The sequence below is a fragment of the Rhodococcus sp. OK302 genome, assembly GCF_002245895.1.
Classification (GTDB): Bacteria; Actinomycetota; Actinomycetes; order Mycobacteriales; family Mycobacteriaceae; genus Rhodococcus_F.
In genome coordinates, this window is record NZ_NPJZ01000001.1 from 4,332,591 (window position 1) to 4,357,740 (window position 25,150).

Here is a 25,150-nt window from a genome sequence, read left to right on the forward strand (position 1 = left end):
TCAGCAGCGGTTCGCATTCTTTCGATTCGCCTCTGCCGAGTGGACTTCCGGTTCCCACTTGCCTGCGCGACGGCGTGAGCACGTTCGCTTACCGAATCACCGAACCGGGCACAGTCCTCCGAAATCAACACGGTCGTCGCAACCCCTCATGTGAGAATGTCGCGACCACCGTGTTAACCACAATTCACGCTGTGGGGCCTTCATCGTTCTCGTCCGACTAGTTCTGAGTCCGACTAATCAAGTTCGGAAATCGCGACCAGTCCGCCGAGATACCCAGCATCGGAATACGCCTTGGCGAGAAGGATTCCGAGCTCACTGAGCGCTTCGTGGTCGCCGCCGTATGCAACAAACATCCCGGCTTCGGGATCGGTGCTGAATCGGCCTTCCAGATTCGGCGCATCGCGTCCGACCACTGCGTGAGCCACCGAAGCCCAGTCGTATCCACCCCCCTCGAACCCTTCAACTTGCTCGAATACAGCTGCGACTCTGCCGAAGTGCTGGTCCGTGAGCATCAGTGACCATTTTCCCGGTGACGTCTCGAAAAGCTGCAGAGGTTCGATCGAAGGTGATGTCATGCGTGCATTGAATCAGATCCGACTGACAGTGTGTTTCGATTGCCCACGGATTGAGCGAATGCAACGGCGACGAGGGAGAGCCGTTCTCGGGTATAGGTTTCCGGATCATTGACAGTCAACCCGCCCGAGCGTTGCCACGAAGGCAACATGGTGTGATGCGCTCAAACTCGCCCCAACTACCGCGCCGCGATCTGCCTCGCAGCGACCCTGACCTGGATCAACTCTTCTACTTGATCGCGGAACCACGTAGGTGATGCGTCAAGGTACGCCTCACCATCAGGTGCCACTACCGATATCCAGTCGGGGCCATGCACATATGAGATCACCTGACCGACCTCACCCCCAGAACCCGGGTTCGTCGCGACCATGAGCGTTTTCAGCACGGCAGAAGTCGATCCCCCGTCGAGACGAACCGACGGTTCGATACCCAGACAGCGATGATGGAGCCGAGGTTGAGTCGCCGTCCGGCGAATAACACTTCAGCGTGCTGGGCTTGCGTCAGCGAGGGGAGCAGTTCACCGCTCACAAGAAGCGTCCGGTGTAGCCAATGTTGCCGTCGCCAGAGAGATGACGGGGTGGCGTTGACGGCTGGCGATTGTCGACGACATGCTCTACGAGTTGCCTTTCCCCTCGATTTCAGTCGGCAGACGCGGTGGCGGTGTAACGGTAACGCGAGGAACGATCCGCGAAACAACTATGGCAACAACAGAATTCGTAATCGAAATCAATATGGCACCGACCCTAGAGCAGCAGCGCCGTTCCTGCCGAACAATCGTCCTGCGGTAACCGACGTATGCCGCCCTGACGGCCTGTCGCGAACATCCACGCCAGTGAGCGTGCCGCCCGCAGCCCGGCGTGCAGACGGCAGTCGGGAGCCAACCCGGCTCCTCAGCCCTCGCGCCTCGCCACCTCAGTCAGTTGGTCGAAAGTTCGCACGAGCACCTCGCGTCGTTGCACCTTGTGGTCAGGCTTAGGCTCCAACCCGTCGATCGCCCCGTCCCACACTGCCAGGAACCGGTCTTTCCAGCCGACGATGGTCTCCGGGTCGGGCAGGCAGACCCCGACATAACGCTGCTGCGCGATCAAGTGGAGTAACTCCAGGTTGCACGGCACTGCAACGCCCCAGTACTCGTCCGGCTCGATATCGACCAGGTCGCCGGACATAGCCGTGGTTACCTCGTCGACGAGCCTGCCGGTCAGGTCCGAAAGATGATCGGCGGCGGTGTCGTCGTCGAAGTTACCGCTGCCCCAGGTCCCCATGGTGTCCGTACCCTCCCGCGTCCGATTCTGGCGATATTAAACCAGACGGCCCCGACGTTCCGCTGATCGGCGGGCCCCGCCCCGGGGGAATCGCACGCAATCGCGTACTACCCGTTCGCGCGTGCCGTCTGGACCACTCATCAGTCCGCGAGGACGGAGACGGTCATCGACGCCGGACGCCACCGTGCGCGGCACGGTCGATCTCGGTAGTTAGGCGGGAAATGTGGTCATCGACTGGCCGCCCCGGCGCTGGACCCAAGAACGTATAATCACCCCAGTTCAGGACGCCGACTAGGATCTCCGCGTGACAGAGAAACGATTCGACGCCAACGTAACGTACCGCGTCACCGGCGTCGACCTCACTGATACCGCCATCGTCCTGACCCTTGCCGATATGCAAACACTCACGGAGCCGTTCCGGCGCCATGTTCGACTGGAAAAGGCGACACCCGCAGAGCGAGAGCAGTGGCGGCTGACCGATGACGGGCACGGCGTGAACTGGCCGAAGCTGTGGGAGCCGAGCTCTGAGGGAATGGTGAGTGTGTGGGCGATCCTGCAGGATCGCCTCTACGACGCCGCACTGGCCCGACTCAAGACCGCCGATTGGAACATGGATGCAATCTCGCCGCGTGACTGCGATCTGGTCGCTCTGTGGCGAGCGGAGGCCGACATCAACAACGGAGGGTTTCTGCAGTTCCTCGGAAACTGGGGTATCTGCAATCATGACACCGCAGTCGCCGCACTGGAGGCCATCGGCGCCACGGTGGCCGCCAGCATCCTGCGGAGGATGTTCAATGTCGTTGAACTGCACTTCGCCGTCGGCGGGATCGAGTCGATCTCGGACATCCACGACCGTCTTACCGAGGTCGACAAGGAACATCTGGAGAAGTTGGACGAGGCATTCTGGGAATTCCCCGACCCGCTCACCCGCCTCGTTGTGCAGCACTACGGCCGTGAGCAAGCGTCGGGTGAAGGGACGCGCATGATCACGACCACTGAGATCACGAGCCGGACGGACAGCCACCGGTTGCCGCAGCTGCCAGCAGGGTAGGTCCGAGCACATAAAACAGGCCCCACGACCAGGGGGTGCAGGGCCGCGAGCAACTCCTCGCCCCAAAGTTCGCCGTGGGCAACGCCACATGCTTCGCACTGAGGGGTGTGGGTACTGGGCGGTGCTGTGTCCAAGACGAAAGAGCGGCGCGGTTCCGGTCAACGCGAGTCCTCCTCAATCCCTGTGGGGTGGTGCGCAGTTCGGCGTCGACCTCAGGCCGGCAGGCGGGAAACTCGGACGGGCCTGGTCCGCGACGTGTCCTCGGCAAGTGCCACTGTCGGAGTGGGGGGCATAGCGAACGCGACGGCCGCGCGTCCGGCTCGAACTCGCTTTCGGCGGCCAAGCGGGGCGCCGCCAAGCATGGAGGACAAACCAAAGCCCAGCGCGAGGGCTACAGAAACTTGGATAGCTCCCGTTCGCCGATTCTGCCGCTGTAACCGCGCGGCGACGGGGTCGACTGTACTCATGCGCTCATCTCAGCACGACTCATGCGCTCATCTCAGCACGCCGAGCGAACCTTCATCCGCTAGTTGCCTTCCCTGCACTTTGCAAAATGGGCGCGGACGTTCGTCGTGGGCAGTGTGCTGAGCTCTGCGAGAAACGTCGGCAAGATTGGTGATCCATCCGCCAAAAAGCTGTAACGTGTTACGTTTTTACTATTCGAGTGGATGAACTGAAAAGGAAGCCGGCAACGATGGTCAGTTTCTTCACTAAGCACGGGGACCTACTCACAGCGGAAGCGTTGGCGGTCAGCGCCTGGGCGCCGACCCAAGTGGGCGGTCACGCCGTGTGTGGTCTCCTTGCTCGCGAGCTCGAGACTCACTGTCCGCCCGGGTTCGTCCCGGCCCGGCTGACGGTGGACCTCTTCAAGCCGGTCTCGAACGCCCCGATCGAGGTGCGCAGCGAGGTCGTCCGCCAAGGCACGAGAATCACCGCCGCGGATGCTTTCATCGTCCAAGACGAGCAGGTGCGGGCACGAGCCTCGGTGGTGTTCTTGACAACCGGAGCCGAGCCGGCGGGGCAGGTGTGGAGTCCGGAGGTGGACCTTCCTGTGCCTCCGGAAGGATGCGTCTCTCCACTGGGATCTCCGCCGCTGTTCAAGAGCAGCGACCGCGAGTGGACACACGATTTTGCGGCGAATCAGAACGCCGACCGCAAAATCTCGTGGTACAGCCTGCCCGCGCTCGTCGACGGTGAACCGATTTCGCCGTTCCAGCGCGCGGCGGTGCTCGGCGACACCACGAACCTCGTATGTCACTGGGGATCCGAGGGTGCCGGGTACATCAACGCGGACATGACCCTCACGTTGTCGCGACTGCCTCTCGGTTACGAACTGGGCCTGCGCGCGGACAACACTATTGCCACCGAAGGCATCTCGATCGGCACTGCAACGCTCTACGACAGGACCGGCCCGCTCGGCACCTGCGTGGTCACCGCAGTGTCTAACGCCCGTCGGCAGATCGACTTCGCTTCCTCTCAGCTCTGAGCAAGCGGCCCTCGTCCTGATATCAGGAAGGCGAATCATGGGACCGGGTTCACCAGACAAGGTCAGTGCGTCCAGGCAGAAGCACCGTTACTGAAGACAACCCCGGGAGCCGGCTTCAGCTCTCCCAGCTAACGCTTCTCACCGTCCGATCCGGCATGAACTTGACTGTCAAAACTTGGTCCGACTCGAACGGCGGAAGGATGAAGTCGATCCAGCAGGCCAATTGGTTTGAATCATCACGCATCACGACGAACGCGTGCGGAGTGAACTGTGTGATGAGTTGCCTTGCGCCGATGCTGCCGGTACGGAACTTCTGCAGGACAGAGTCCAGATAGGGGCGGGGAAGTTCCTCGGTGTGGAACTCGACGAAGGGAAGTGCTTGGCCACCATCGGCGATATCGCCCTCGAGAGCTCCCCTACCGGCTTGCAGTAGTTCGGGAAAAGCATCCAGAACACCGCTGACCCGGCTAAGAAGGGTGTCGTCTTCGCTGGCATTTTCGAAGATATGCACCCAAACCTGCACAGGACCGTGATCGGTGTGGAAGGTGACGTCACCTGCATACCCCTCGAAAGTATCGAAAGTGAGTTGTCCGGCTCGTCGCGTAGTGATGGTCGTTTCCATGCCTCACTATCCCATTGAGCCTGGGCGACGCCCGCTGCGGCAAAGTCGGGGCGACGGGTTTGCCGGAGTGCCTGAGTGCCGGTGTGTCTGGGTATGGGTAGAGACCAGAGTGTTGACACGGAATCGCTGGATGGTGCCATGCCGAGGGTTCCCTGTCCGATTGTCAGATGACCGTAGGAGGTTCATTCGTCGCTCTGCACTCCATTGCCGTGCATCGTTCAGTCATCCAACGTTTCCTCGATGATCGGTTCGAGAGCGCGATTGGCTTCGGGTGAAAGGTTTTTCGGTCAGAGCGTCGACGGCGTCGAAGAGTTCTTCGCGTTCCAGGGTATAGAGAAATTGGTGCTTACGGTTGATGCAGCGCATTCTGTTCATCATCTCCGGTTGAGTGCTGAGCTTGGCCCTCAGTGCCGTCGCCGTGCGCCTCGGCTTGCACTGGGCAGACACTTTCCCTTACAGCAGCGCGTCCGAGTGGCGCTACTTCGGCATTGCAATCGCCGCCGTGATCGTGGCGATCGGAGGGTCGGCCACGACGGTGTTCGTGTGCGGGTTTTCACACCAGGGTTCAGCAAAATGCGTTGCACAACAGGGCAATGCCGGATTCGCAGTTGCCGATCCCCCGCTCGCATTCCTCGAGCGTGGGGCCGAGACGATCACGCCTGGGGTCCGCTCGAGCAGCAAATCAATTGTCTCGGCAACCGAGTCCCCGGCATCAGCGGTCACCTCCGGAGTCACCCCTGCCGCACGTATGCCCGTAGAGCTGACAACCGCTCCCCGCCCGAATGTGATCGCGTAGGTCCGAAGTCGGAATGCCTTCAGCTGTTCGAAGAGCAGCCCAAGCCGGTCATCGCCACCAGTGGTGCCACAGTGCGACAACCTCAGCCGCACGATCGGGCGTCGTCGTTGGCGAGGCCACTCAGGCGGAAGATCCATGCGTAGAACGTGCCAGCATCTCCGGAAAATCGCTATTACACCATCTCCTGAAAACCACTCTCAGGCAAGGATGTTCGCTCGACCTCCGCAGTGACACCGTTGCCCGCTTCATCCGAGGCGCCGGTGTGGATATCGCAACTGGTTTCGGACGAGCCCAGCGGAAGGATTAGCTGGAATGTAACAATTCGTCACTGAGACTCGATCTCTTTTCCTGTGACTAGCCTTCCCCATCGCAACCGCCTCTGCGAGATCCCCATTCGTTCATCGGCCCTCTGCGCGGTAATGACGGCCGCCCTGCTGGCATCCGCCCCTGCCGCAATCGCCGCTCCCGCAGCCGACGCTCCCGCGGCCTGCGTGCCATTCGGCACCGCGCAGTTACCGCCTGGGCTTCCGTCCTTCGGCAGTCGTGATGGACTTACCAACCTCCCGGTGTTCAATGATCAAACCGCCCCGACCAGCATCGAACTGCGAACGCAGACAACACAGTTCAACAGGTTCTGGGACTACGCACTCGTCGACCACGCGTTGCTGACGCGGCCCCGGGTGTGGAACGGACCCAACCTCGAGCCGTGGCGTTACGCGCCGCTGCCGGAATGCATGCGGGATCGCCTCGTTGGGATCTCGGTGGACGATGACGAGCTGATCGCCGTCGACGAGTCCGGCTGGATCTACACCATGGACAATGCGTCACAGCAACCAACTGTGTGGAACTGGACGTCGGCGTTCGGCGCCCCCATGTGGACCGGTAAAGGCAAGCAGCTACCCGGCGGCGATCCAGGCACATGGGCGCTGAGCGTCGGCTCCCCGTGGGACAACCAGACCTACGCCGACGTCGCGGGTCGACTCCACTACTTCGGGCTGGCGAAGATGACGATGATTCCCGCGCTCACCGGCGACGGCAGCCGCATCACCTACGCGGACCCGTGGCTGCCCGACGACTCCAGCTATGAAATCGGCGGGCCCGTAGGGGGCCGGTTCCAGTCGATGGCGCTTTCCTCATCGGCCTCGACGACCTTCGTCACGAATAAATACGGCGACATGTACACCCGCAACTTCGACATCGACTCCTCCGGAGGCGACTCGGTATTCTTCCGCTACAGCTGGGACGACCAGACGGGCAAGCCCACCGCTCCCAACTCCGCCTTCGAAGCGTGGTTCAAGAACTACGCCGCAATCCAATTGCCGGCGCAGGACTGGGTCCACCAGCCCAAGATCCCGGGCGAGATCACCTCGGCGATCAGCGTGCACTCCACCGGGGTCGGCCCGAATCGTCGGGAGCTGCGCGTGGCCGGGAAGCAGGACGGACGCACCGGGTTCTGGCACAAGGATCTGACCGCCCCGGTGTGGGAGTTCACGCCCACCGACGCTCCGCTGCCCGGCACCGAGCTGGCGAACTCACCGGCCGACCGATCCTCGGACACGCTCGCGCCCGCAGTGCCGTGGAACCTGTCTGCAACCCTGCCTGCCCGCGACACCCTCGTCGACGGGCAGTTGCTCGTCGACTGGCAGGTTCCGTATTCGATTCTCGATCCACGCCTGCTGGACGAGGCCGGACTGAAGGCGGGGCCCTCCGGGTACCGACTCTCGGTGGAGCACTTCGATCCCGTGGCCACCACCCGTCCTGGGACAGTGACGACGCCGGACGGAAAGACTCTGCCGGTGCTGATACACACCGCGGACGGGCTCCGGGTCGCTCCACGCGGTGCTGGTCTGGACGATCAGCCGCGGCAGCTGGTGGGCGCCATCGAGATTCCCCGTGCGGCCTTCGATTCGCGGAGCACCGATCCGGCCCTCGACACGTTCATCCGCGACTGGGGTCGGGGTAAACGGATCGTGCCGATCACCCTCAGCGCTACGGATCACGACCTGGTAGTGCGGTGAATTCACACCAGACGATCTGAGACGGTTTGCGTCGCCCCGGCTCGAACTGGTTAGCCTCATACGTGCTCGCCTGGAGTTGCGGGTGGCGGGTATGGCCCAGGTCTCCTTGCCGCGTTGGACGGCTCGAGGGGAATGGCCGCCCGCTACCCGCCGATAACTCGACCGCTGATACGAAAACCGGGGTGAGGTGCGCCCGCGCGGTTATCGACACGGCCAACGAAAATGGCCACGGAGCGGAGGGAAGGACACCTCGGAACGGGCCGCCGCCCTGTGCGGGGCCGCACCAGTCACCGCTCATGAGAGCGTCAAGAGACAGGCCCCGCGGAGGTGTCTTCTGCAGTTGTCGGAGGCACCTCACCGCCGCGGCAGGGTTTCGGTAAGGGCACACTCGACCAGGACACTGCCACGCCCGGTGCCGCGACCGATGACCAGGTCCAAATCCTGAAAGAAGCGGTCGGGGTCGATTACGGTTTCGGGCGCGTGAACACCGGGACGGGCGGCTGTACCGTCGACGAGCTGAGACAGGCCGAGCGCCAATGGGATTCCGGTTGCCTCGGCCATGTTCGCCATCAACGACGAGGTCGGCGAGTTCACCTCCGAGCCGCCCGCCAGGTGAGCGAGGACCGTGAGGTGCGCGTTCCCCTTCGCGCCGGTAGCCGCCGCGAAGAAGAGCGGCAGCGAACCGGGCGAGGCAGACTTGGTGGCACCTGCCATCGAGCGGAGCGCGCGTCGCAGTGTCGGCTTGGCCAGATCGGCAGCAGCGGACTCGTTGGTGAGTCGGCCCCTGTCGATATCGGAGCGAAGCACGTCGAGATAGGCGACAGTTCCCGGCGTGATGACCATCAGATTCGCAGCGTTGCCGCTCGGCGAATGGCTTCGGTGCAGAGTGACGGGCTCGAGATGGCCGACCGTGTAGGCGGTGCCGCGGCGCCTGCCCGGCAACGAAAGGGTAACCGGACGAAGCGGGGCCTGCTGAATGAGGGTGCCGCCGTGCACGACTGCTACCGTTCCGCTGATCTGCTGCATCCAGTGCACCGCCGCCGCTGTCGGGCCAGCCGGACCGGCCAGCTGCGCATCGGCGTCTACCTGGTCGCCGGTGCCGGGAACGTCGACGGGCCAGGCCCACCCAGAGCCAGCACCTTCATCGGTTTCCTCTTTCTCTAGGGACGGTTCTGGAGAGCCTCGACGAAGTGGCGCTGGTCGGTCAGGAAGCCGTCGGCGAATAGGGAGCGGGGCGCGACGGTCGCGACAACCACGGTCTTCACGTCGCTGTCCTCGATGTCCTTACGCACCAGCGAATGCGTCGCGTCCGGATAGTGTTTGACAGACAACTGCCCCGGCTCTCGCAACAGTGCCCGGTACGTCGCCTCGGTATCGACTACGTCGACGTTCTGATCGTGGCCCGCCACGATCAGCAGTACCGGGATCCGCACCGCGACAAGGTCGGCCGACGCGTCCGAGGTGTAGTTCTCGGCAATGAACCGCCACCGGTCGGCCGTCAGTCCGTCGGTGGCGCCGCCGGCCGCCGCAAACTCCTCGAACGTCGCGCCCGTGCGCAGTTGGTTCAAGGTGGCCTCGCTCCTCGACAGCGCCGCCTCGACTTCCGTCGACGAGGCTCCCGCGGCGCGGCTTTCCGCGAGGGTGTTGTAGCGGCCCTGCTGCAGCCAGTTGACAGCGGGTGAGACGGCAATCATGAACTGCAGGCTCGGATCCTGCGCGGCCACCTTGGGGAGGACCCAGCCGGCCTGACTGGCTCCCCAGAGTCCGATGCGGTGCGGATCGATCTCCGGCCGCGACCTGGACCAGGCGATGGCCGCGAGAGCCTCGGCCGCGCGGTCGTCCATACTCTGGTCCAGCCAATTGCCGGGAGCGCCGTTGACACCGGGCTTGTCCCAGGACAAAGACGCGTAGCCGGCTCGTGCGAGCGACTCCCAGATCGGCCGGTAGAAGGTCTCATGAGTCGCGTCGATCGGCCCGTCGCCGTGCACGAATACTACGAGTCCGTATGGCCCCGCGCCGGTTTGGGGCAGCGCCAGCACTCCCTGCAGCGGCTGCGGACCGCCGGTGATGGTGACAGTTTCTTCGCGTATCTCGTAGCTGTTCTGGTCGAGAATCCATCCCGCCGCGCCGACGACGAGCAGCACCACGCCCAGCAGGGCGCCCAGCAACCAGGTGAGCCGCCGCCGCGGCGGGCCGTCTGTTTCCGGGCGTTCAGATCGGGACACGTCAGGATTCACGGAAACTTCCACCTCGTTGAACTATCAGATCATAAACGGTCGTATTGATAGTGAACGTACTATAGTTGAACGAATTGCGGTCGGGAGGAATCCCGCAGGACAGGCAGGAGTGACGAGTGGACGAGTGGTCCCACGACAAGGTTGAGGTGCCGACCCGCGTTCTCGTGGAGAGCATGGTCCGGGCGGACGCCACGGTCGATGCGGGTGAGCTCTACTCGGTCGCGGCAGCGCTCGGAATGACCGATCAGCAGGTCCGACTGTGCATCAAACGGATGGTCGCCGACGGGCAGTTCACGCAGGAAGGCCGTGGGCGCAGGGCGATCCTGCAACCGACCGAGGATACGCGCCGTTCGATCGAACCCGATGTCGAGTTCCTGCGTTACATGTACCAGCAGGACCGCGGCGCGGCGCCGTGGGATGGCAACTGGCACCTGGTTGCATTCGCAGTTCCCGAAAAAGCCAGAATCGCACGAGATTCATTGCGCGACACCATTGTCCACCTCGGCGGGGCACCGATCCAAGGCGGCCTGTATGTCTCGGCAAACCACTGGGAACCCCGAATCGAGGACGCGGCGATCCAGCTCGACGTACTCGACCACCTCACATTCTTCACCACCTCCGAACTCCGCACCGGCCGAACCGACACACCCACAGAGGTGGCCGCACGACTGTGGCCGCTGGACGCGATCGCAGCAGGCCATCAACGCCTCACCGACGTCGCACAACGCCGCCTCGACCGCCTACGCGGCGGAGGACTGACGCATACCGAGTTGCTCACCATCACAATCGAACTGGCTGCAGAGTTCACCCGAGCCATGAGCCCGGACCCCCTACTGCCTGCCGAGTTGCTCCCACAGCCCTGGAGCGGAACACAAGCCCGCACCCTGGTCGCCGACTGCTGGTCACACCTGCTGCGCACCAACACCCCTGCTGCATCGCCGCGGTTGTTCCGCACCTACTCCGACGTGATCCGAGAAGTGACGGACGGATGATTCGACGGGCAGACTGGGCTCATAGCCACCCGCGAGTACAGACACGGCGAACAACGCAGCTCCCGCCCTGAGTGCCTCGGAGTCATGGACCATCGCAGCTCCCCTTATGGCGGCTCGCTCGACAGTGCGCACGCCAAGTGGCCACGCAAAGTTCAGCAGAACCAGGATCGTTCGAAGGAGCGTTCGGGAAGCTCTCCCGACGACAGCCAAACGCGCGTACTCATCACTGGTCGCGCTGGCATAGCTATGCGGAAAATCAGAGCGACTGTTCCAACCAATCTCGGAGATACCGACCCCGGTCGCTGCCGCCATATGAAAACTCCCCGGACCGCGTAAACGATAGAAGATCAAAATCATTCTGCAGCAATGCTTCTCGGGCCTGTCACGTTGCCCGAGTGTGGCAGTAACGGTTCCAGGATCACCCACTGGGCGTCGGCCCACAACGACGACGGATGCACCGCACAGCAAAGCCTGCACGACGGATCGGGCAGGACGGGCACATCATGCTCGGCAATGATGGCATTCGTGGCCTCCTGGACGCGGGTCAGCGACATTGGTAATCACTGTTCAACGCAGGAGAGGAGCCCACCAATCGTTCTGGCCCACAGCACCGGCTACGATCACGAGTTCTCAACACGTTCTTAGCCTTCACTACCCGACCGACAAAGTGCTGACATCGCTCATTCCCTGAACGGAATCTCGCAGGCTTCCTGATGATTTCGCAGACCTGAAGAACGAAAGTTCACGCTATGTGGTCTTCATGACGCGTGAGACGCCGTTATCCCGTTCGACAACGATTTGGAGATATCACCAGGATTCTCGGGATCAAACCAGACGGTGACCTCGTCGTCGATATTGATCGGCTGGGCAGGAATCTGGTAGGCGGTCGGCGTGAGCCATCGCTCCACGCCTGAGTTGTCGATGAACCGCACCGTGATGTTTGCAAGTTTCGGGTTCGGAGTCTTCGGAAAACCGGCCAGTCCATCGTCAGTGACGACTCCGATCGATCGCATGCCTCGATTGCGTTGCTTTTCAATCGAATTCCGACTCACTCGGCGTGCCACAAACGCGACGACCGCGAGAAAGGCCAGCAAGCACGTAAACGCGATCAGCACTCTGCCAACCAGTTTCGGTGCTTCGCTCATATCTTCGGCTACCAAGATCGCCCCGGCTACAACGGAAGCGCACCCGAGATACCCCAGTGGCCCGATTACTGTGCGTACACGTCCACTCACGGAGGAATTTAGCCGCCACGAAGCAGTGGCGATGAATCCGAGAAAGAACAAAGGTAGTGGTGGGATCAGCCCGATCAGCCAAACTGGTTCGACGATTCGAGTGCCTGAGAACGCCATAATGGTAGCGCAAGCAGTGCCCATCGCCAGAATTAGGAACTGCTTGGTCGTCGACGGGCCTCTTTGTGTCGCTTTGTGAAACCTCTCGTGACGATTCATCGTCGGGGGCATTGTGCTCACCGACTCATCCTGCCAAATTCGGTGCTCATTGGAGAAGCGAAATCGCAAGAGTGGTCTATGTTCCTCTGTGGGCACCGTATGACCGCCACCGATCACCGTGCCGAAATGCGCACCCGATTTCAGGTGTTTGGTCAGGTCGCCGAGCCATTCCCAGCAGCATGAACTCCGGTCCAAGAATTCCCCATTGCACCCGAAACCCGCTACATCCCAACAACTTGACAGTGCCTGCCGCCGCCCATCACGCTTCGTTTCCATTTGCGGAGAATGAGAAGAATTCGTGGTCAAGCACGTCTCTCGACGCACACCGAGATCAGTTCGACCCGATCTACCGAAAATATCGACGCATTCGACACCGCGCACTGCACCTACCCACTGCACCTACCCACTGCAGCTTCCCCTTCTCAAGGATTCCGGATGACCTATCGACATTGAATCCTGTTCTGTAGCAACGAAACTGCGGTACGCAAATCGGCCGTTCCCACAGAGCCACTGAGGCAATCCCCCGCCATCTCACAGTAACCTGCAACGAATTCACAATTCGTCGCTTCACCAATTACAGCCACGAACACTAGGACCATCACCAAGGCCACGTCCCAACCGAGCAGAGCCATTTCAGATGGCGAGTGCCAGATTTTCCAAGGCAACCCAAGACATTGACCATTGCCGGAACTGGCTCGCGTTTCCGCAGTTCAGACCCGGTTCAACGGGCAGGATCTTTATCTGCGATTTCTGCTCCGCATCGGTTGGGGTTTGTTATCGTGGCACACATGGTCGCATCTGATCGCGGAGTGCCACAGCCGGGCCTGAGTGTCGGTCCGACCAGCGAGTTCAGTCTGTTCTTTCGCCTCAAGCCGGGCCAGGGGCCGTCATTGCGCGCTGCCCTCGTCGACTTGCAGGACACGCCTGGGTACCGGCCCGGTGACTACGGGATGGCGGTCCAGACAATCCACGAGGCGCGGTTCGTCATGTTCGACGACGACACACGGCTGGCGTTCGTGACCAGCTTCGATGGGCCGTGGGACGCCTACATGGAGGACTTCTTCACCTCTGGGCCCACACTGGCGCTGTTCGACGTCATCTTTCGTCACGTCGAGGGATACGACGGGCTTCCCGATCTGGCCGCCCTGCGCGCCTTTATCCTCGACGCCGAGCAGTCGGCAGTCGCATACGCCCGGAACTACGGCGGCACCGTCAAAGAAATTCGGAAGGCTCAGCGAGTAAACGAGCGCTTCCAACAGGTTCTCGACCACCCCCAGGCCGCAGAGATTCTCCAGCACCCGGCGCTAAAGCCGCTGGTGGACGAGGCCGGCGACTAACCGCTTCAGAGACGGGAACCCTATGTCGGACCACATCTCCGGGCCGCGCGCCCTGTCCAACCCGATCGCGGACATCACGGACGTGTACACATTCCCGAGCCCCGAGAAGCCGGGTTGTCTCGTGCTGGTCTTGAATACCATGCCGATGGCCAAGCCCTCCGACTTGTTCTCCGATGGTCTGCTGTACCGCTTCCGGCTGCGGCCACTCCACCCGCCGAGTCCGAACGATGCCGGGTGGGGGTTCGTCCCAGGCGAGGAGGAGATCGTCGTGGATTGCGTCTTCGTCGCCCCGGGTGCCGGCGACCGGCAGCAGCAGGGCACCTGCGTCAGTCCGTCGGGAGAATCGATCCCCTTCTTCGTCAACGATTTGGAGGGCGGCTCTGGCCGCGGCGTGCGAGTCTTCGCTGGCACACGCTGGGATCCGTTCATCATGGATGCCCGCGCCGCCTTGGCGACGATCGCGAACCGCGAGCTCGCTTTCACCGATCCCGGGTCGATCTTCCTGGACGGCAAGAACGTGCTCAGCATCGTCGTTGAGATCGACACCAGCTTCTTGTGGGGTCGGGATCTCGTGGGCGTCGTCGCCGAGACCCTCACCCGGGGAACTTTCAACGTCAGGATCGAACGGGTGGGCCGCCCCGAGGTGAAGAACATGATGCTCGCCCCGAAAGAGTTCGACCCCGTGAACCGGGATCTGGAGATCCGCGACCTGTACAACATGGAGGACGCGTTCCACCTCGGCGACTCTTACCAAGGCGCCTACCGCGCGCGACTGGACGCCAACCTCGCCTTCTGGGATGGCTTGGACGGAAAGGTGGACTGGCATGCCGAAGCGAACGGCAGCCACCCGCTCACGGACCTCATCCTCGCCGACTACCTGATCGTCGACGTCACGAAGCCCTATGTCGAGCACGGCACGTTCCTCGAGATCGAGCTCGCCGCGCGGCGCGGCGAGGCTCACCAGACGTGCGGGGGGCGGACGTTGAACGACGACGTGATGGACACGATCTTCACCCAGCTGGTCAACGCCGGCCATGGCCCCACCATCCGCGACGGCGTCGACTCCGCCACCCGACCGGCCACCCGGAACTTCCCCTACCTGGCGACGCCGAACCCGAACCCGCCCGAACCCCCTGAGCACCACTGAGAACTAAGAGCGGATGGGACGGTGACCGACATGACAGGCGTAACCCTCGAACTCGACGACATCCAGGCCGGCGTGTTGTCCGAACGTCCCTCCCCGTACGTCGGAACCTACCTCCTGCTACGCATCGACGACCGCGCCGACGGCCGTGAGCTCGTCCGACGGCTGCACGGGATCGTCAACCTCGCCGGAGCCGCCGACACCCCGGACAACACCTCACTCACTGTCGCCTTCACGTACCACGGACTGAAAGCCCTCGGGGTACCGCAAGGGTCACTGGATAGCTTCGCACCGGAGTTCAGGCAGGGGATGGCTGCCCGCGCAGCGGTGTTGGGCGACGTCGGCGAGAGCGCCCCCCACCACTGGGAGAAACCCCTCGGCTCCGCCGATGTGCACGTTGCAATCGCTGTTCTCTCATCCGACAAGGAGCAGCTCGCCGCAGCTGCCGAGAAGGCCCGCCGCGCCCAGATCGAGCTTCCAGGCGTTCAGCTGATCTGGCGTCAGGACTGCTACCAGCTCGCTACGGGCCGAACCTCCTTCGGCTTCAAGGACGGGATCGGCCAACCCTCCGTCGAGGGAAGCGGTCGCCCTCCCACCAATCCCCGTGAGCGACCACTCAACGCCGGCGAGATCGTCTTGGGCTATCCCGACGAGACGGGCGAGCTGCCACCGATGCCCACCCCCGAGGTGTTGGGCCGCAACGGCACCTATGTCGTGTTCCGAAAGCTGCACACGAAGGTAGCGGCCTACCGGACCTACCTCCACGCCAAGGCGGCCAGCCGTGAAGAGGAGAACCTCCTCGGCGCCAAGATGGTCGGGCGCTGGCAGAGCGGCGCCCCGCTCGCACTCTCCCCCGACCAGGACGACCCCGAGCTGGGGAGCGACCCACAGCGCAACAACGACTTCCTCTTCGGCGATGACCCACGCGGCTTCAAGTGCCCGGTGGGAGCCCACGCACGCAGGGCAAACCCACGTGACGCGCTGGACCAGGACGGCAGCGTGGACGTCCGGCGCCACCGGATGATCCGACGCGGCACCAGCTATGGACCGATGCTCCCCGACGGCGTGGTCGAGGACGACGGGAGCGACCGCGGGATCGTTTTCGTCTTCGCGGGCGCCAATCTCAAACGCCAGTTCGAGTTCGTCAAGACCCAGTGGCTCAACGACGGCATCTTCATCGGCGCTCCGCTCGAGTCCGACCCCCTGGTCGGACCGCACGACGGGTCCAGTGGTTTCACCATCCCTCAACGGCCGATCCGGCGCAGGCTGCAGAACCTGCCACCGTTCGTGGTCACTCGCGGCGGCGAGTACTGCTTCGCCCCCAGCCTGCGGGCGCTGCGCTGGCTCGCCGAACTGGACACATGACAAGTCCATACCCCGAGAGGAAGCATGATGAGCACATCAAGCACAGACCGTTGGGCAGCGCTCGACTTCGGCCCGCCGGCGCCCGACGTCGAGGAGACCGAGGCGCCGGTGCTGCTGGACTACCTCTCCGACGGCCGAGTAGCCCTGATCACCCTTAACCGACCCCACGCCGACAACGCGATCACAACCGAGATGGGCGCCCTGCTGACCGACGTCGTCGAGGAGATCGCCGTTCGCACCGCGGTACGCGTCGTCATCTTGACCGGCGCCGGAGACCGCGCCTTCTCAGTCGGCAGCGACCTGCGCCAACGCAAAGCCATGACCAAGGAGGACTGGCTGCGGCAACGCCAAGCCTTCGACCGCACCCTCTACACAGTTCGCCAGCTCCGCAAGCCGATCTTCGCCGCAGTCAACGGGATTGCCTACGGCGGAGGGTGCGAGCTCGCCCAGAGCACCGACTTCGTCATCGCCTCCGTCAACGCGACCTTCGGCCAACCCGAAGCCATGCTCGGCCTAGCAGCCGGCGGCGGATCACCGGCACTGCTGCCCCGCCTCCTGCCACGCGGCAAGGCACTGCAGATGCTCATGACCGGGGACGCAGTATCTGCACAGGAGGCATACCGACTCGGCATGGTCAACGAGCTGCACGATCCCACCCAGCTGATGTCCGCAGCCAAGCAGGTCGCCGACAAGATCGCCAGCAACTCCCCGACCGCTGTCCAGGCCGTGAAGCGCGCGGTGCACCTGGGCGAGGGCCAGCCGATCGAGGAGGCGATCGCGATCATGATGGACGCCCACTGGCGCTCCGCTGTCCATCCCGACCGCGTCGAAGGCATCGGAGCCTTCAACGACGGCCGCGAGCCCACCTTCAAGGACTCCGACTTCTAAGGAACCAACTCTGTTCTTGACCTGCCCAAGGAGGCTGAGCCATGACCGTCGCCCATAATCTCGATGCGGCACGCGCCGCGTTAGTGATGATCAACCCCGCGCCCTACAACGCCGAGGCGCCGCCCGAGGCGCTCGCCGGCAATATCACGCCGACCGAGCTCCACTATGTGCGGAGCAACTTCGCGGTGCCCGCTCACGACGGCACCCTGGAGATCGGTGGCGCGGTGGGCCATCCGACCGTCCTGACTCTCGACGACCTGCGCGCGATGCCGGCCCACGAACACACTGTCACCCTGGAATGCGCAGGCAATGGCCGCCTGGACATGCGGCCGCTGCCGACCGGTGAGCCCTGGGGTGACTACGCCGTCTCCACTGCACGATGGAAGGGCGCGCTCCTCCACGAGGTACTGGCGAAGGTCGAGCCATCGGCGCAGGGGGTGGAAATCCTCACCCAGGGGGCCGACCACGGGCCCTACCACCTCCAGGCGATCCTCCCCGACACTGACCAGGAGAACCTCACCTTCATCCGTTCCCTGCCACTCTCGCTCGCCACGGACCCGGCGTCGGGAATCCTCATCGCCTATGAAATGAACGGGGAGCCTGTGGGTTCCGACCACGGCGCGCCTTTCCGATTGATCGTGCCCCATTGGTACGCCGTGGCGTCGGTGAAATGGTTGAAGCGGATCGATGTGCTCACCGAGCCCTACACCGGAGAGTTCCAGACCGGCCATTACATGTACGAGTGGCCGGACCGACCCCACGAAGCTGTGACCCTGATGCGGGTACGCGCCCGCATCACCGACCCAGCGCCGGGCTCGATCATCGGCTCCGGGGCATACACAGTCCGGGGGAAGGCATGGTCAGGAACCGGCCCCATCACGCGCGTCGACGTCAGCGTCACCGGAGAAGGCGACTGGCAGCCGGCCCAGCTGGAACCATCCCGAAGCGGATACCACTGGCAGGCCTGGACGTTCGACTGGGAGCCGAGCCACGTCGGGAGGCACACCCTGAGAGTCAGAGCGACCGACGCCGCGGGGAACGTACAACCCGACGTTCCGCAGTGGAACCGGCTGGGCTACGGAAACAACGCCATCGAAGTCATCTATGTCGATCGTCGATGACCTACGGAGGAGAGGATCCAGCGCTGTCGTTGCAGCCCTCGGCTCGATGCTTTCGTTGATACTCGGTGTCCCACGAACATCGTTCGCCGGCCCGAGACGGCGCATCTTCCCCACACCTTGACTGAGGTACATCCGAGATTCGGAGTCCGCATAGCGCCGAGTTAGTTGTCGGGATAGTCGTAGCGATTCTGGCGGCCACCACCAGCATGAGAACTCGCCTGCGGCTGGTGTAGGCGCAGCAGTCGGGCACCGTGTGCGGTCCGGCGACGCCCCCGCTGGACGAGTGGGAAGGACCCGCCCTCCGGCGAGTGACAGCCGGAGAGCGGGTCAGGCGCGGCGGAATCTGCCCACAGATTCGCCGCAGCAAGCCTTAGGTGCCCAGCAGACTGACTGTGTAAACCCGTTGCACGACAGAAGCCCCCAACCTTTCGAGGCTGAGACATTTGCCGCTTCCAGGAAAAGGTAGGCCAGCCGGTACGTTCTATGCTCGCAGATTGCCCCGGGTGGCCTAACATTCTGGCGACGAACGCACGCGGCGAGTTCGCGCAACCACTGTCGAAAACCTACACCGGAACTCTGGCACCGCTTTCGCGGTGAACTCCTCCGAGCGCCAACCGGGCGGTGATTGTCATCAGCCCGAGTACCGCGAACAGCACTCCGGCCCAAACCAATTGACGCGTTCCCAGGTGTCCGAGAAACCATCCGCCGACCATCGTCCCCACCGTGATCCCCAGATTGGAGAACGAGATGAACAAGCTGTTGCCGAATTCAGGTGCATCTACGGCATCCCTTCCCATCCAACTCTGCGAGACGACCAGCCCGCCCGAATGCACCACTCCCCAGATCAACACACCGACAATCATCGGGACGGAGTGCGGACCCACGAGATAAATCAGCACGTACACCACGACGTACAGAACCGGAAAGGCTACAACCGTTCGTACAACGCTCTTCCCGAGCATCGCTCCGAACACGAAGTTCCCGAAGATCATCACAACACCGAAAGCCAAGAGCATCGCGCTGATCCACGATCCACTCATCCCCGTCACGTCACCGAGATACTCGGCGAAATAGCCGTACACCGAGAACATGGCAGAAAAGACGAACATAACCGAGATAACCGTCAACCACACTCGCGGCCGTCGTAGGATCCCGACCTGCGCACCGTACGACATCTGTTGCGTCACCGGCGACGAGGGCAGGAGTGCCATGATTCCCACGAACGCGAGAACGTTGATTCCGGCACCGAAGACAAACGCCGTCGACACCGAGAAGTTCTCGGCCAGATACGACGTCAACGGCACACCGAAGGCGAATCCGACTGTGACACCGGCAAACACCTTCGTCGTCGCAGCGGCGGCCTTCTCCGGCGGCACCGAACGAACCGCACTCGCAAGTGCGACCGCGAAGAAGACCGGATGCGCGACGGCGGGAATGATTCGGAAAGCGAACATCACCTCGAAACTCGATGTCGTCGCGTAAACCAGATTGGATACCGCGAACACCGCAATCGCCACCAGCAGAACGGTTTTCCTGTTGATTCCCGATGCGACGAGCGTCATGAACGGACCCGTCACTGCCACGACAAGTGCGAATACACCGACCAACCATCCCGCACTGGATGTGCTGATGCCGAACTTCTCGGAGATCTGGGGCAGAACCCCGATGATCCCCATCTCGGTCGTGATGATTCCGAAGACGCCCAATGCCAGGACCGGAATCAACAATTTCGACTTCACGACAATTTCCTCCCACCGTGCCACACCGGGCACTTCAAAGATAAATATCTAGATATGTAGATATGTTTGCTCCAAAACTTGTCAACATAAAGACCGCCGACGGAAACGAACTGTCACAGTTCGTCGCGAACAAATTTCCGAAACTCGTCGATCATGGCTTCGTTTCGCCGGTAGTACGTCCACTTCCCGACACGGTCGGACTCGAGCAGGCCCACGTCCTTCATGGCCTGCAGATACCCAGAGATCACCGACTGCGCAAGGCCGGATCGAGCCTGGATATCACCGACGCAGACGCCAATATGGAATCCGAGATCCTGCTGGGTGTACGAATCCTCGTCGAAGTACTTTGCTGGATACTTCAGCCACTCCATGATCTGCAGGCGGGTGGGGTTGGACAGCGCCTTGAAGATCGCCAAAGCATCCACTGACCACACCTCCCCGCCACCAACCGGAACGCATCTACTTTCATAGATATGTCTGACGAAGTCAAGCCTGAAAGGTGCAATGAGGGATGTGCGTCACGCGACAGGTAATGAAGTGGGCTACGACACTCGCACTTCGGCAAACCTACGAGAAAAAAGTCGTGGCCCTTCGCTGGCGCCGGGGAAGACCGGCCTCGGTCGTGCGCGATGCGCGTGTGCCGGTCGACCAAGGCCACCGCCGACCGCCGACTGCCGACTGCCGGCTGCAGTAACACTGGGATATCACGTCGCCTGACGGGGATTGGATGAGATCGCCTGGTCGCCAAGTAAGCCAACGCGATTGACAGGCGACTACGGAGACGCCGACACCTCGAGGGACACGACGCGCAGCAGTGCACGGAGATCACTCTCGATCCGTCGAAACAGTTGGTATACAACGATGAATCCAGCGATCCCGCCCAGACATAACACACGGACGGTTGCGTTGAGTTCCTCGCCGGCACCCGAACCGACAAAACTTAGCCCCGCGATTCCCACCAGAGGAACCGACGCCGCCACCGCGAGGTACCGTGTACTGCTCCGACCCAGCGATCGAATATCGCGTCCGTCGTCGCTTCGTAACTCGCCGTGTGACAACAAGATCGGATACAGACAGCGAACCGAGTAGTAAGTCAGGATGAAGAACGGATACGCGACTGCGACGGCGCCGCAGACGGCCAGCGACGACATCAGGTGCACGTAGGCGCGCTGCGGAATACCTCCGGCAGCAATCTGCAGTGCTACTGGATATGCGATGCCGGCCAGGACCCACAGACCGAAAGCGATCACCACCGCACGGTGGCCGACATTCAGCGTCGCGGTACGCGCCTTGTTCAAGACCTCCGCGCTGTACGTCTGCCCGCTACGCAGTCCATGAGGCACGGTGAGCGCGAGCCGGCACCAATACAGGATCGCCGCGGCGCCGAGAGAGAACGCAGCCACCCCGATGACGAGATGAACCTGCTCGAGGTGCTGCTGAGCCTCAGGCGAAAGCCCCGAGATGATCAGCATCTTGTTGTAGTAGTAGTTGTAGCCCGCCGCCATGAGATTCGGAATTCCGATCGCGGCGAGCAGGATCGGCAGCGCCCACTTCCACAATGTGGAACGTGGGCTCCCTTCCGGTGGGTCGACCAGATTGCGGGCAGATCGGTCCAGACACAGCGCGAACTGACGGGCCAGCTTTCGTCCACCAGACCACCTTCCGTCTCTCTCGGGAGAGAGAGACTTCACCAGAACTCGACGCAGCGCCGGCGGACAGTCATCAGGTAACCGGGCCTCGGGATCAACTCTGCGGCGGCGGGCCTCGAGTGCCATCTGGGGCGACGGCGGCTTCTCCCCCGTTCCGTCGTCCGTGAAAGGCCTACTCCCAGTGAGGAGTTCCCAGAGCATCACGCCGAGTGCATAGATGTCACTGCGGGTGTCGAGCGTGCCAGGCGCCCCGACCGCACAGGCCTCCAACTGCTCCGGAGACATGTAGGCAAGCGAGCCTCCGACAAAACATGCAGCGTCCTCGGTCGAGACCTCCTCGCTCGAGCTGACGTTGAAGTCGGCGAGTTTGGGGATGCCTTCGACGCTGAGAAGTACGTTCGCCGGCTTGATGTCCCGATGCAGTACGCCGTGCTCACGCGCGTACTCCAGGGCATCCGCCAGTCTCATTCCCATCCAGGCCACAGTCTCCGGCCACGACATCGCCGCGACCTCGCTCCGTAAACTCGTCTCGCTCGGCTTCATCTCTCCCTTCGTCGCCAAAGTCTGATCGATGGCATCGAGAAGAAGTTGTCCGGATCGCTGCGCTGGCGGTGTCAGGCGGACAAGTTTGACCACATCGAGCAGGGTCCCACCTGGCACGTATTCCATGAACAGGACTCGCAGTGCGCGTTCCTCGAGCAGTCGTTGATCGAAGACGCGAACGATGTTGGGATGGTCGAGTTGGGCGAGAGTCTGCGGCTCGACTCCGACGTTGCGCGAGATCTTCAACGCAACCCATCGCTGCATCGAGAGTTGCCGCGCGAGGAACACTCGGGCGAACGCGCCGTGCCCGAGTTCCAACACCAGTTCGAAATCGTCCAGGTGCTGTCCGATCTCGAACTCGCCGAAACCCGAGAGTCCCAACATCATGACGTCTTCCCGACCAGCCATCGAATCACGGTCGAACAGTTTCTCGAAACTCTCTGCCTGCAAAGGGAACTCGGTGAGATACTCAGCCGCCACGACACCCTCGCCGCCCTGCTTCCGTAGCCGGAACTCCTCGTACAGGAGCTCGGCCGGTAGTGGTACTTCAAGCAATTCCGGATACTCGGCGCAATATTCCGTTAGCCGTTTCGGGCGATCACTTTTCAGCCAGCGGTATTCCAGATCGATACCGACCAGAGCGATCAGCGCGGCCCGACGAATCTTGGCGGGATCGGGCAGATAGTCGCTCAGGTCGGACGGAGTTCGTCCTGCCTCCCAGTCCCCGACCAGCCGACCCAGTCCGTCAGATCCGTTGAGCCCGTCAGTATCGACAAGTCCCGAACTCACCGCTGTCGGTGTGGACGGACGCAACTCGGTGACGGTGCCCCGTTCGGTCAGGGGCCCGCTTGCGACTGTCGCGTCACTGGCCTGCGCACCACGTTCATTCATGACACTTCTGCTCCGCACCTCGAGCACGATGAATCGAGGCAATTCACTTCAGCGTAACCCCGGCGGTACCGTGACCCCAGCGAATCTATTCGGCGTAATCCGGCGGATTCGTGCCGATCAGCCCGACGGCGCCTCTCTTCATCCATCCGGTCGCGAACAGGCCACGATCACGATTCCGAGGATTTGCGCGTCGATGGGACCGTTCTCGGCAGTGGCGGCATCGTAGCGCCGTACTGATTCCATTTGTGCGGTCGAGCGCGTGCCCACTCGGGGCGCTAGTTCGTCATCGCGCCGATGGCCCCGGTGAAGTAGGGAACCAGCCAGATCGCCCAGACGACCAGGCTGAACTTGTGGAACTTCGCCTTCTCGGAGGGTCGATCCCGGAGCAGGACAATGACAGCCCACACCAGGTGAATGGCCATAAGCGCGATGGCTATTGCCCCGGTGACGATCATGATGTTGTTGAAAGTGGACGTTCCGGTATCCGGCGACTCATCGGAGATTCGGCTCATCAGGACGGTGCCGGTTGCGTCGCAAATCAGGCCGAGCGCGAATGCACCGGCATGCCACCACTTCAGGGTCTTCTGGATGCGTTCAGACCAAACACCGATCGAGTAGAAAACCAGGGCAAACGTAATGACGATGATCGCTGCGGCCAACATGTCCTGAGACTAACTCGCGCCAATGTGCGATGCGCGGATGCACTCGGGTCTGCGTGTCGAATGGGACAAATCCCCTCCGACAAAAAAGTCAACGCTGGACTAGAGCGCATGAAGGTTGTTCACCGCGCCCTAGTCCAGCATCGAATTCTCTACTGCTACAGATTGATTACGTCGCCCACGAAGATGCTGTCGGGGTGATCGATCTGCGGGTTCATGGCCCAAACTTCCTGCCAAGTGAGCCCTCGTGCTGAACCGAGGTCGAACAACGTGTCTCCGGCTGAAACGACGACCGCTTCGCCCGACACAACAGTCTCCGCTTCCGGAATGCTCTCCACCGGTGAGGCCTCAGTCGGACCAGGCTCAAAAACGGGAGCAATTTCAGTTGCTATTGCAGGCTCAGGTGCGACTGCAATTTCAGGCGCGGATTCAGGTATTACTGCAGGTGCAGGCTCAGACACTGCTTCAGGCTCAGGTACCACTGCAGGTGCGGGTTCAACCACTGCCACAGGTTCAGGTGCTGCCACAGGTTCAGGTGCAACGACACTACTCGAACCGGTGTTGCATGCGCCGACCGATTTCAGGAAGGACATGGGATCGACCGCCCCGGCACCGTGAATGCGGAGATGCAAATGTGGTCCGGTAGAGCTGCCGGTGTTACCCGTGGCCCCGATCTGCGCGCCGACCTCCACGTGCTGCCCTACATTGACCCAGGTTTCGGAGAGGTGACCCATCTGGATCTGCTCGCCTGAATCGGCTTCCAGCTGGATGTAGGTTCCATATCCGCCGGGATCATTCGGTCCGGCAACAGAAATTGTGCCCGAGGTCGGCGCATTGAGCACGGTTCCGACGTTGACGGCGAAGTCAACGCCGTCATGTCCTCCGTGGTAGCCCTGCGACAGCGATCCCTCAACAGGCCACTCCCAGCTGCAACTTTGCGACCAGCCTTGTGCGGAGGCCGTACCAGCGCTCACTACCACGCCGGCGCCTACGAGCGAGCCCAATCCTGCAGTGACTGCGATAAATCGTTTCGTGTTGGAAGCCTTGCTATTGCTGTGTTTACTCATGTTTCCTTGACTGATTCGACCGGGGCAGTTGCAGTCTTGATCACGCTGACACAACTGAGTACGTGCTCCGCCGCATGGGCGTACAGCACGGAACCCCGTGGGATGAACACTGAGAACGCGCCGTCGCAACGACGGCTCTCGCGTGCCACTGACACTTGGATATCTGCGATGCCCGACACACAGCCCGAATCAATTACGGGCCGGTGCCTACCGGGATGTCTGGAACGACGGGTTGGAACATGCAGATCCTTGCGTTGCG

The 25,150-nt window shown here is 62.2% G+C and carries 22 protein-coding genes and 1 pseudogene; 11 read left to right on the forward strand and 12 right to left on the reverse strand.

Features of this window, described 5'->3' with window-relative positions:
• Nucleotides 1–233 precede the first annotated feature (233 nt).
• Entirely contained in the window at nt 234–575 is a 342-nt protein-coding gene (locus BDB13_RS19890) for an Imm51 family immunity protein (RefSeq protein WP_094273274.1), read from the reverse strand.
• Nucleotides 576–1,463: 888 nt separating this feature from the next.
• On the reverse strand, nt 1,464–1,835 hold the full coding sequence (locus BDB13_RS19900) for a DUF4259 domain-containing protein (protein WP_094273278.1): 372 nt from the start codon (nt 1,833–1,835) through the stop codon (nt 1,464–1,466).
• 304 nt (nt 1,836–2,139) lie between these two features.
• Between BDB13_RS19900 and BDB13_RS19905 the strand changes: the two genes are divergently transcribed.
• Both BDB13_RS19905 and BDB13_RS19910 read left to right on the forward strand, forming a co-directional pair.
• On the forward strand, nt 2,140–2,886 hold the full coding sequence (locus tag BDB13_RS19905; protein ID WP_217902140.1) for a DMP19 family protein: 747 nt from the start codon (nt 2,140–2,142) through the stop codon (nt 2,884–2,886).
• A gap of 694 nt (nt 2,887–3,580) precedes the next feature.
• Nucleotides 3,581–4,372, forward strand: coding sequence for a thioesterase family protein (locus BDB13_RS19910; protein WP_094273280.1), 792 nt, complete (start codon nt 3,581–3,583; stop codon nt 4,370–4,372).
• A gap of 115 nt (nt 4,373–4,487) precedes the next feature.
• On the opposite strand, the gene BDB13_RS19915 is transcribed toward BDB13_RS19910, so the two are convergent.
• A complete protein-coding gene (locus BDB13_RS19915; RefSeq protein ID WP_094273282.1) occupies nt 4,488–4,994 on the reverse strand; it encodes a DUF2004 domain-containing protein in 507 nt (168 codons plus the stop codon).
• A 388-nt stretch (nt 4,995–5,382) separates the two neighbouring features.
• Here BDB13_RS19915 and BDB13_RS19920 point away from each other — a divergent pair, with 388 nt between their 5' ends.
• Nucleotides 5,383–5,790: a hypothetical protein gene (locus BDB13_RS19920; protein ID WP_094273284.1), complete on the forward strand. Its 408-nt coding sequence runs from the start codon at nt 5,383–5,385 to the stop codon at nt 5,788–5,790.
• 419 nt (nt 5,791–6,209) lie between these two features.
• Nucleotides 6,210–7,808: a hypothetical protein gene (locus BDB13_RS19925; protein ID WP_094273286.1), complete on the forward strand. Its 1,599-nt coding sequence runs from the start codon at nt 6,210–6,212 to the stop codon at nt 7,806–7,808.
• 354 nt (nt 7,809–8,162) lie between these two features.
• On the opposite strand, the gene BDB13_RS19930 is transcribed toward BDB13_RS19925, so the two are convergent.
• Nucleotides 8,163–8,834: a hypothetical protein gene (locus BDB13_RS19930; RefSeq protein WP_094273288.1), complete on the reverse strand. Its 672-nt coding sequence runs from the start codon at nt 8,832–8,834 to the stop codon at nt 8,163–8,165.
• Between the two features lie 134 nt (nt 8,835–8,968).
• Entirely contained in the window at nt 8,969–9,976 is a 1,008-nt protein-coding gene (locus BDB13_RS19935; protein ID WP_094275049.1) for an alpha/beta hydrolase family protein, read from the reverse strand.
• A gap of 185 nt (nt 9,977–10,161) precedes the next feature.
• On the opposite strand from BDB13_RS19935, the gene BDB13_RS19940 reads away from it, so the two are divergent.
• Entirely contained in the window at nt 10,162–11,037 is an 876-nt protein-coding gene (locus BDB13_RS19940; protein WP_254922890.1) for a PaaX family transcriptional regulator C-terminal domain-containing protein, read from the forward strand.
• A gap of 353 nt (nt 11,038–11,390) precedes the next feature.
• Here the strand turns inward: BDB13_RS19940 and BDB13_RS32215 are convergent, their stop codons facing one another.
• Complete coding sequence (locus BDB13_RS32215) at nt 11,391–11,591, reverse strand: hypothetical protein (protein WP_094273290.1); 201 nt, start codon at nt 11,589–11,591, stop codon at nt 11,391–11,393.
• Between the two features lie 204 nt (nt 11,592–11,795).
• On the reverse strand, nt 11,796–12,764 hold the full coding sequence (locus BDB13_RS31725) for a hypothetical protein (RefSeq protein WP_141210670.1): 969 nt from the start codon (nt 12,762–12,764) through the stop codon (nt 11,796–11,798).
• Between the two features lie 512 nt (nt 12,765–13,276).
• On the opposite strand from BDB13_RS31725, the gene BDB13_RS19955 reads away from it, so the two are divergent.
• From BDB13_RS19955 to BDB13_RS33840, 6 genes and pseudogenes are all read left to right on the forward strand, one after another.
• Entirely contained in the window at nt 13,277–13,825 is a 549-nt protein-coding gene (locus BDB13_RS19955) for a hypothetical protein (protein WP_094273294.1), read from the forward strand.
• A 22-nt stretch (nt 13,826–13,847) separates the two neighbouring features.
• Nucleotides 13,848–14,972 carry a DUF4331 family protein gene (locus tag BDB13_RS19960; RefSeq protein WP_094273296.1) on the forward strand — a complete coding sequence of 375 codons (1,125 nt, stop codon included), beginning with the start codon at nt 13,848–13,850 and terminating at the stop codon, nt 14,970–14,972.
• Between the two features lie 30 nt (nt 14,973–15,002).
• A complete protein-coding gene (locus tag BDB13_RS19965) occupies nt 15,003–16,334 on the forward strand; it encodes a Dyp-type peroxidase (RefSeq protein ID WP_094273298.1) in 1,332 nt (443 codons plus the stop codon).
• 24 nt (nt 16,335–16,358) lie between these two features.
• Nucleotides 16,359–17,222 (forward strand): enoyl-CoA hydratase/isomerase family protein, encoded by an 864-nt coding sequence (locus BDB13_RS19970; protein ID WP_094273300.1) that lies wholly within the window; start codon nt 16,359–16,361, stop codon nt 17,220–17,222.
• A 41-nt stretch (nt 17,223–17,263) separates the two neighbouring features.
• Nucleotides 17,264–18,343, forward strand: coding sequence for a sulfite oxidase (locus BDB13_RS19975; RefSeq protein ID WP_094273302.1), 1,080 nt, complete (start codon nt 17,264–17,266; stop codon nt 18,341–18,343).
• A 22-nt stretch (nt 18,344–18,365) separates the two neighbouring features.
• Nucleotides 18,366–18,555 (forward strand): annotated as a pseudogene (locus tag BDB13_RS33840) (amino acid permease); the annotation flags it as partial.
• Between the two features lie 351 nt (nt 18,556–18,906).
• On the opposite strand, the gene BDB13_RS19980 reads toward BDB13_RS33840, so the two are convergent.
• From BDB13_RS19980 to BDB13_RS20000, 5 genes are all read right to left on the reverse strand, one after another.
• The gene (locus BDB13_RS19980; protein ID WP_094275051.1) at nt 18,907–20,082 is read right to left on the reverse strand and encodes an MFS transporter; all 1,176 of its coding nucleotides are present in this window, start codon (nt 20,080–20,082) and stop codon (nt 18,907–18,909) included.
• Nucleotides 20,083–20,195: 113 nt separating this feature from the next.
• Nucleotides 20,196–20,507: an ArsR/SmtB family transcription factor gene (locus tag BDB13_RS19985; protein WP_094273304.1), complete on the reverse strand. Its 312-nt coding sequence runs from the start codon at nt 20,505–20,507 to the stop codon at nt 20,196–20,198.
• 348 nt (nt 20,508–20,855) lie between these two features.
• The gene (locus tag BDB13_RS19990; protein WP_094273306.1) at nt 20,856–23,165 is read right to left on the reverse strand and encodes a serine/threonine-protein kinase; all 2,310 of its coding nucleotides are present in this window, start codon (nt 23,163–23,165) and stop codon (nt 20,856–20,858) included.
• Between the two features lie 275 nt (nt 23,166–23,440).
• Nucleotides 23,441–23,827, reverse strand: coding sequence for an HsmA family protein (locus BDB13_RS19995; RefSeq protein WP_094273307.1), 387 nt, complete (start codon nt 23,825–23,827; stop codon nt 23,441–23,443).
• Between the two features lie 155 nt (nt 23,828–23,982).
• On the reverse strand, nt 23,983–24,891 hold the full coding sequence (locus tag BDB13_RS20000) for a peptidoglycan DD-metalloendopeptidase family protein (RefSeq protein ID WP_094273309.1): 909 nt from the start codon (nt 24,889–24,891) through the stop codon (nt 23,983–23,985).
• Between the last annotated feature and the right edge of the window lie 259 nt (nt 24,892–25,150).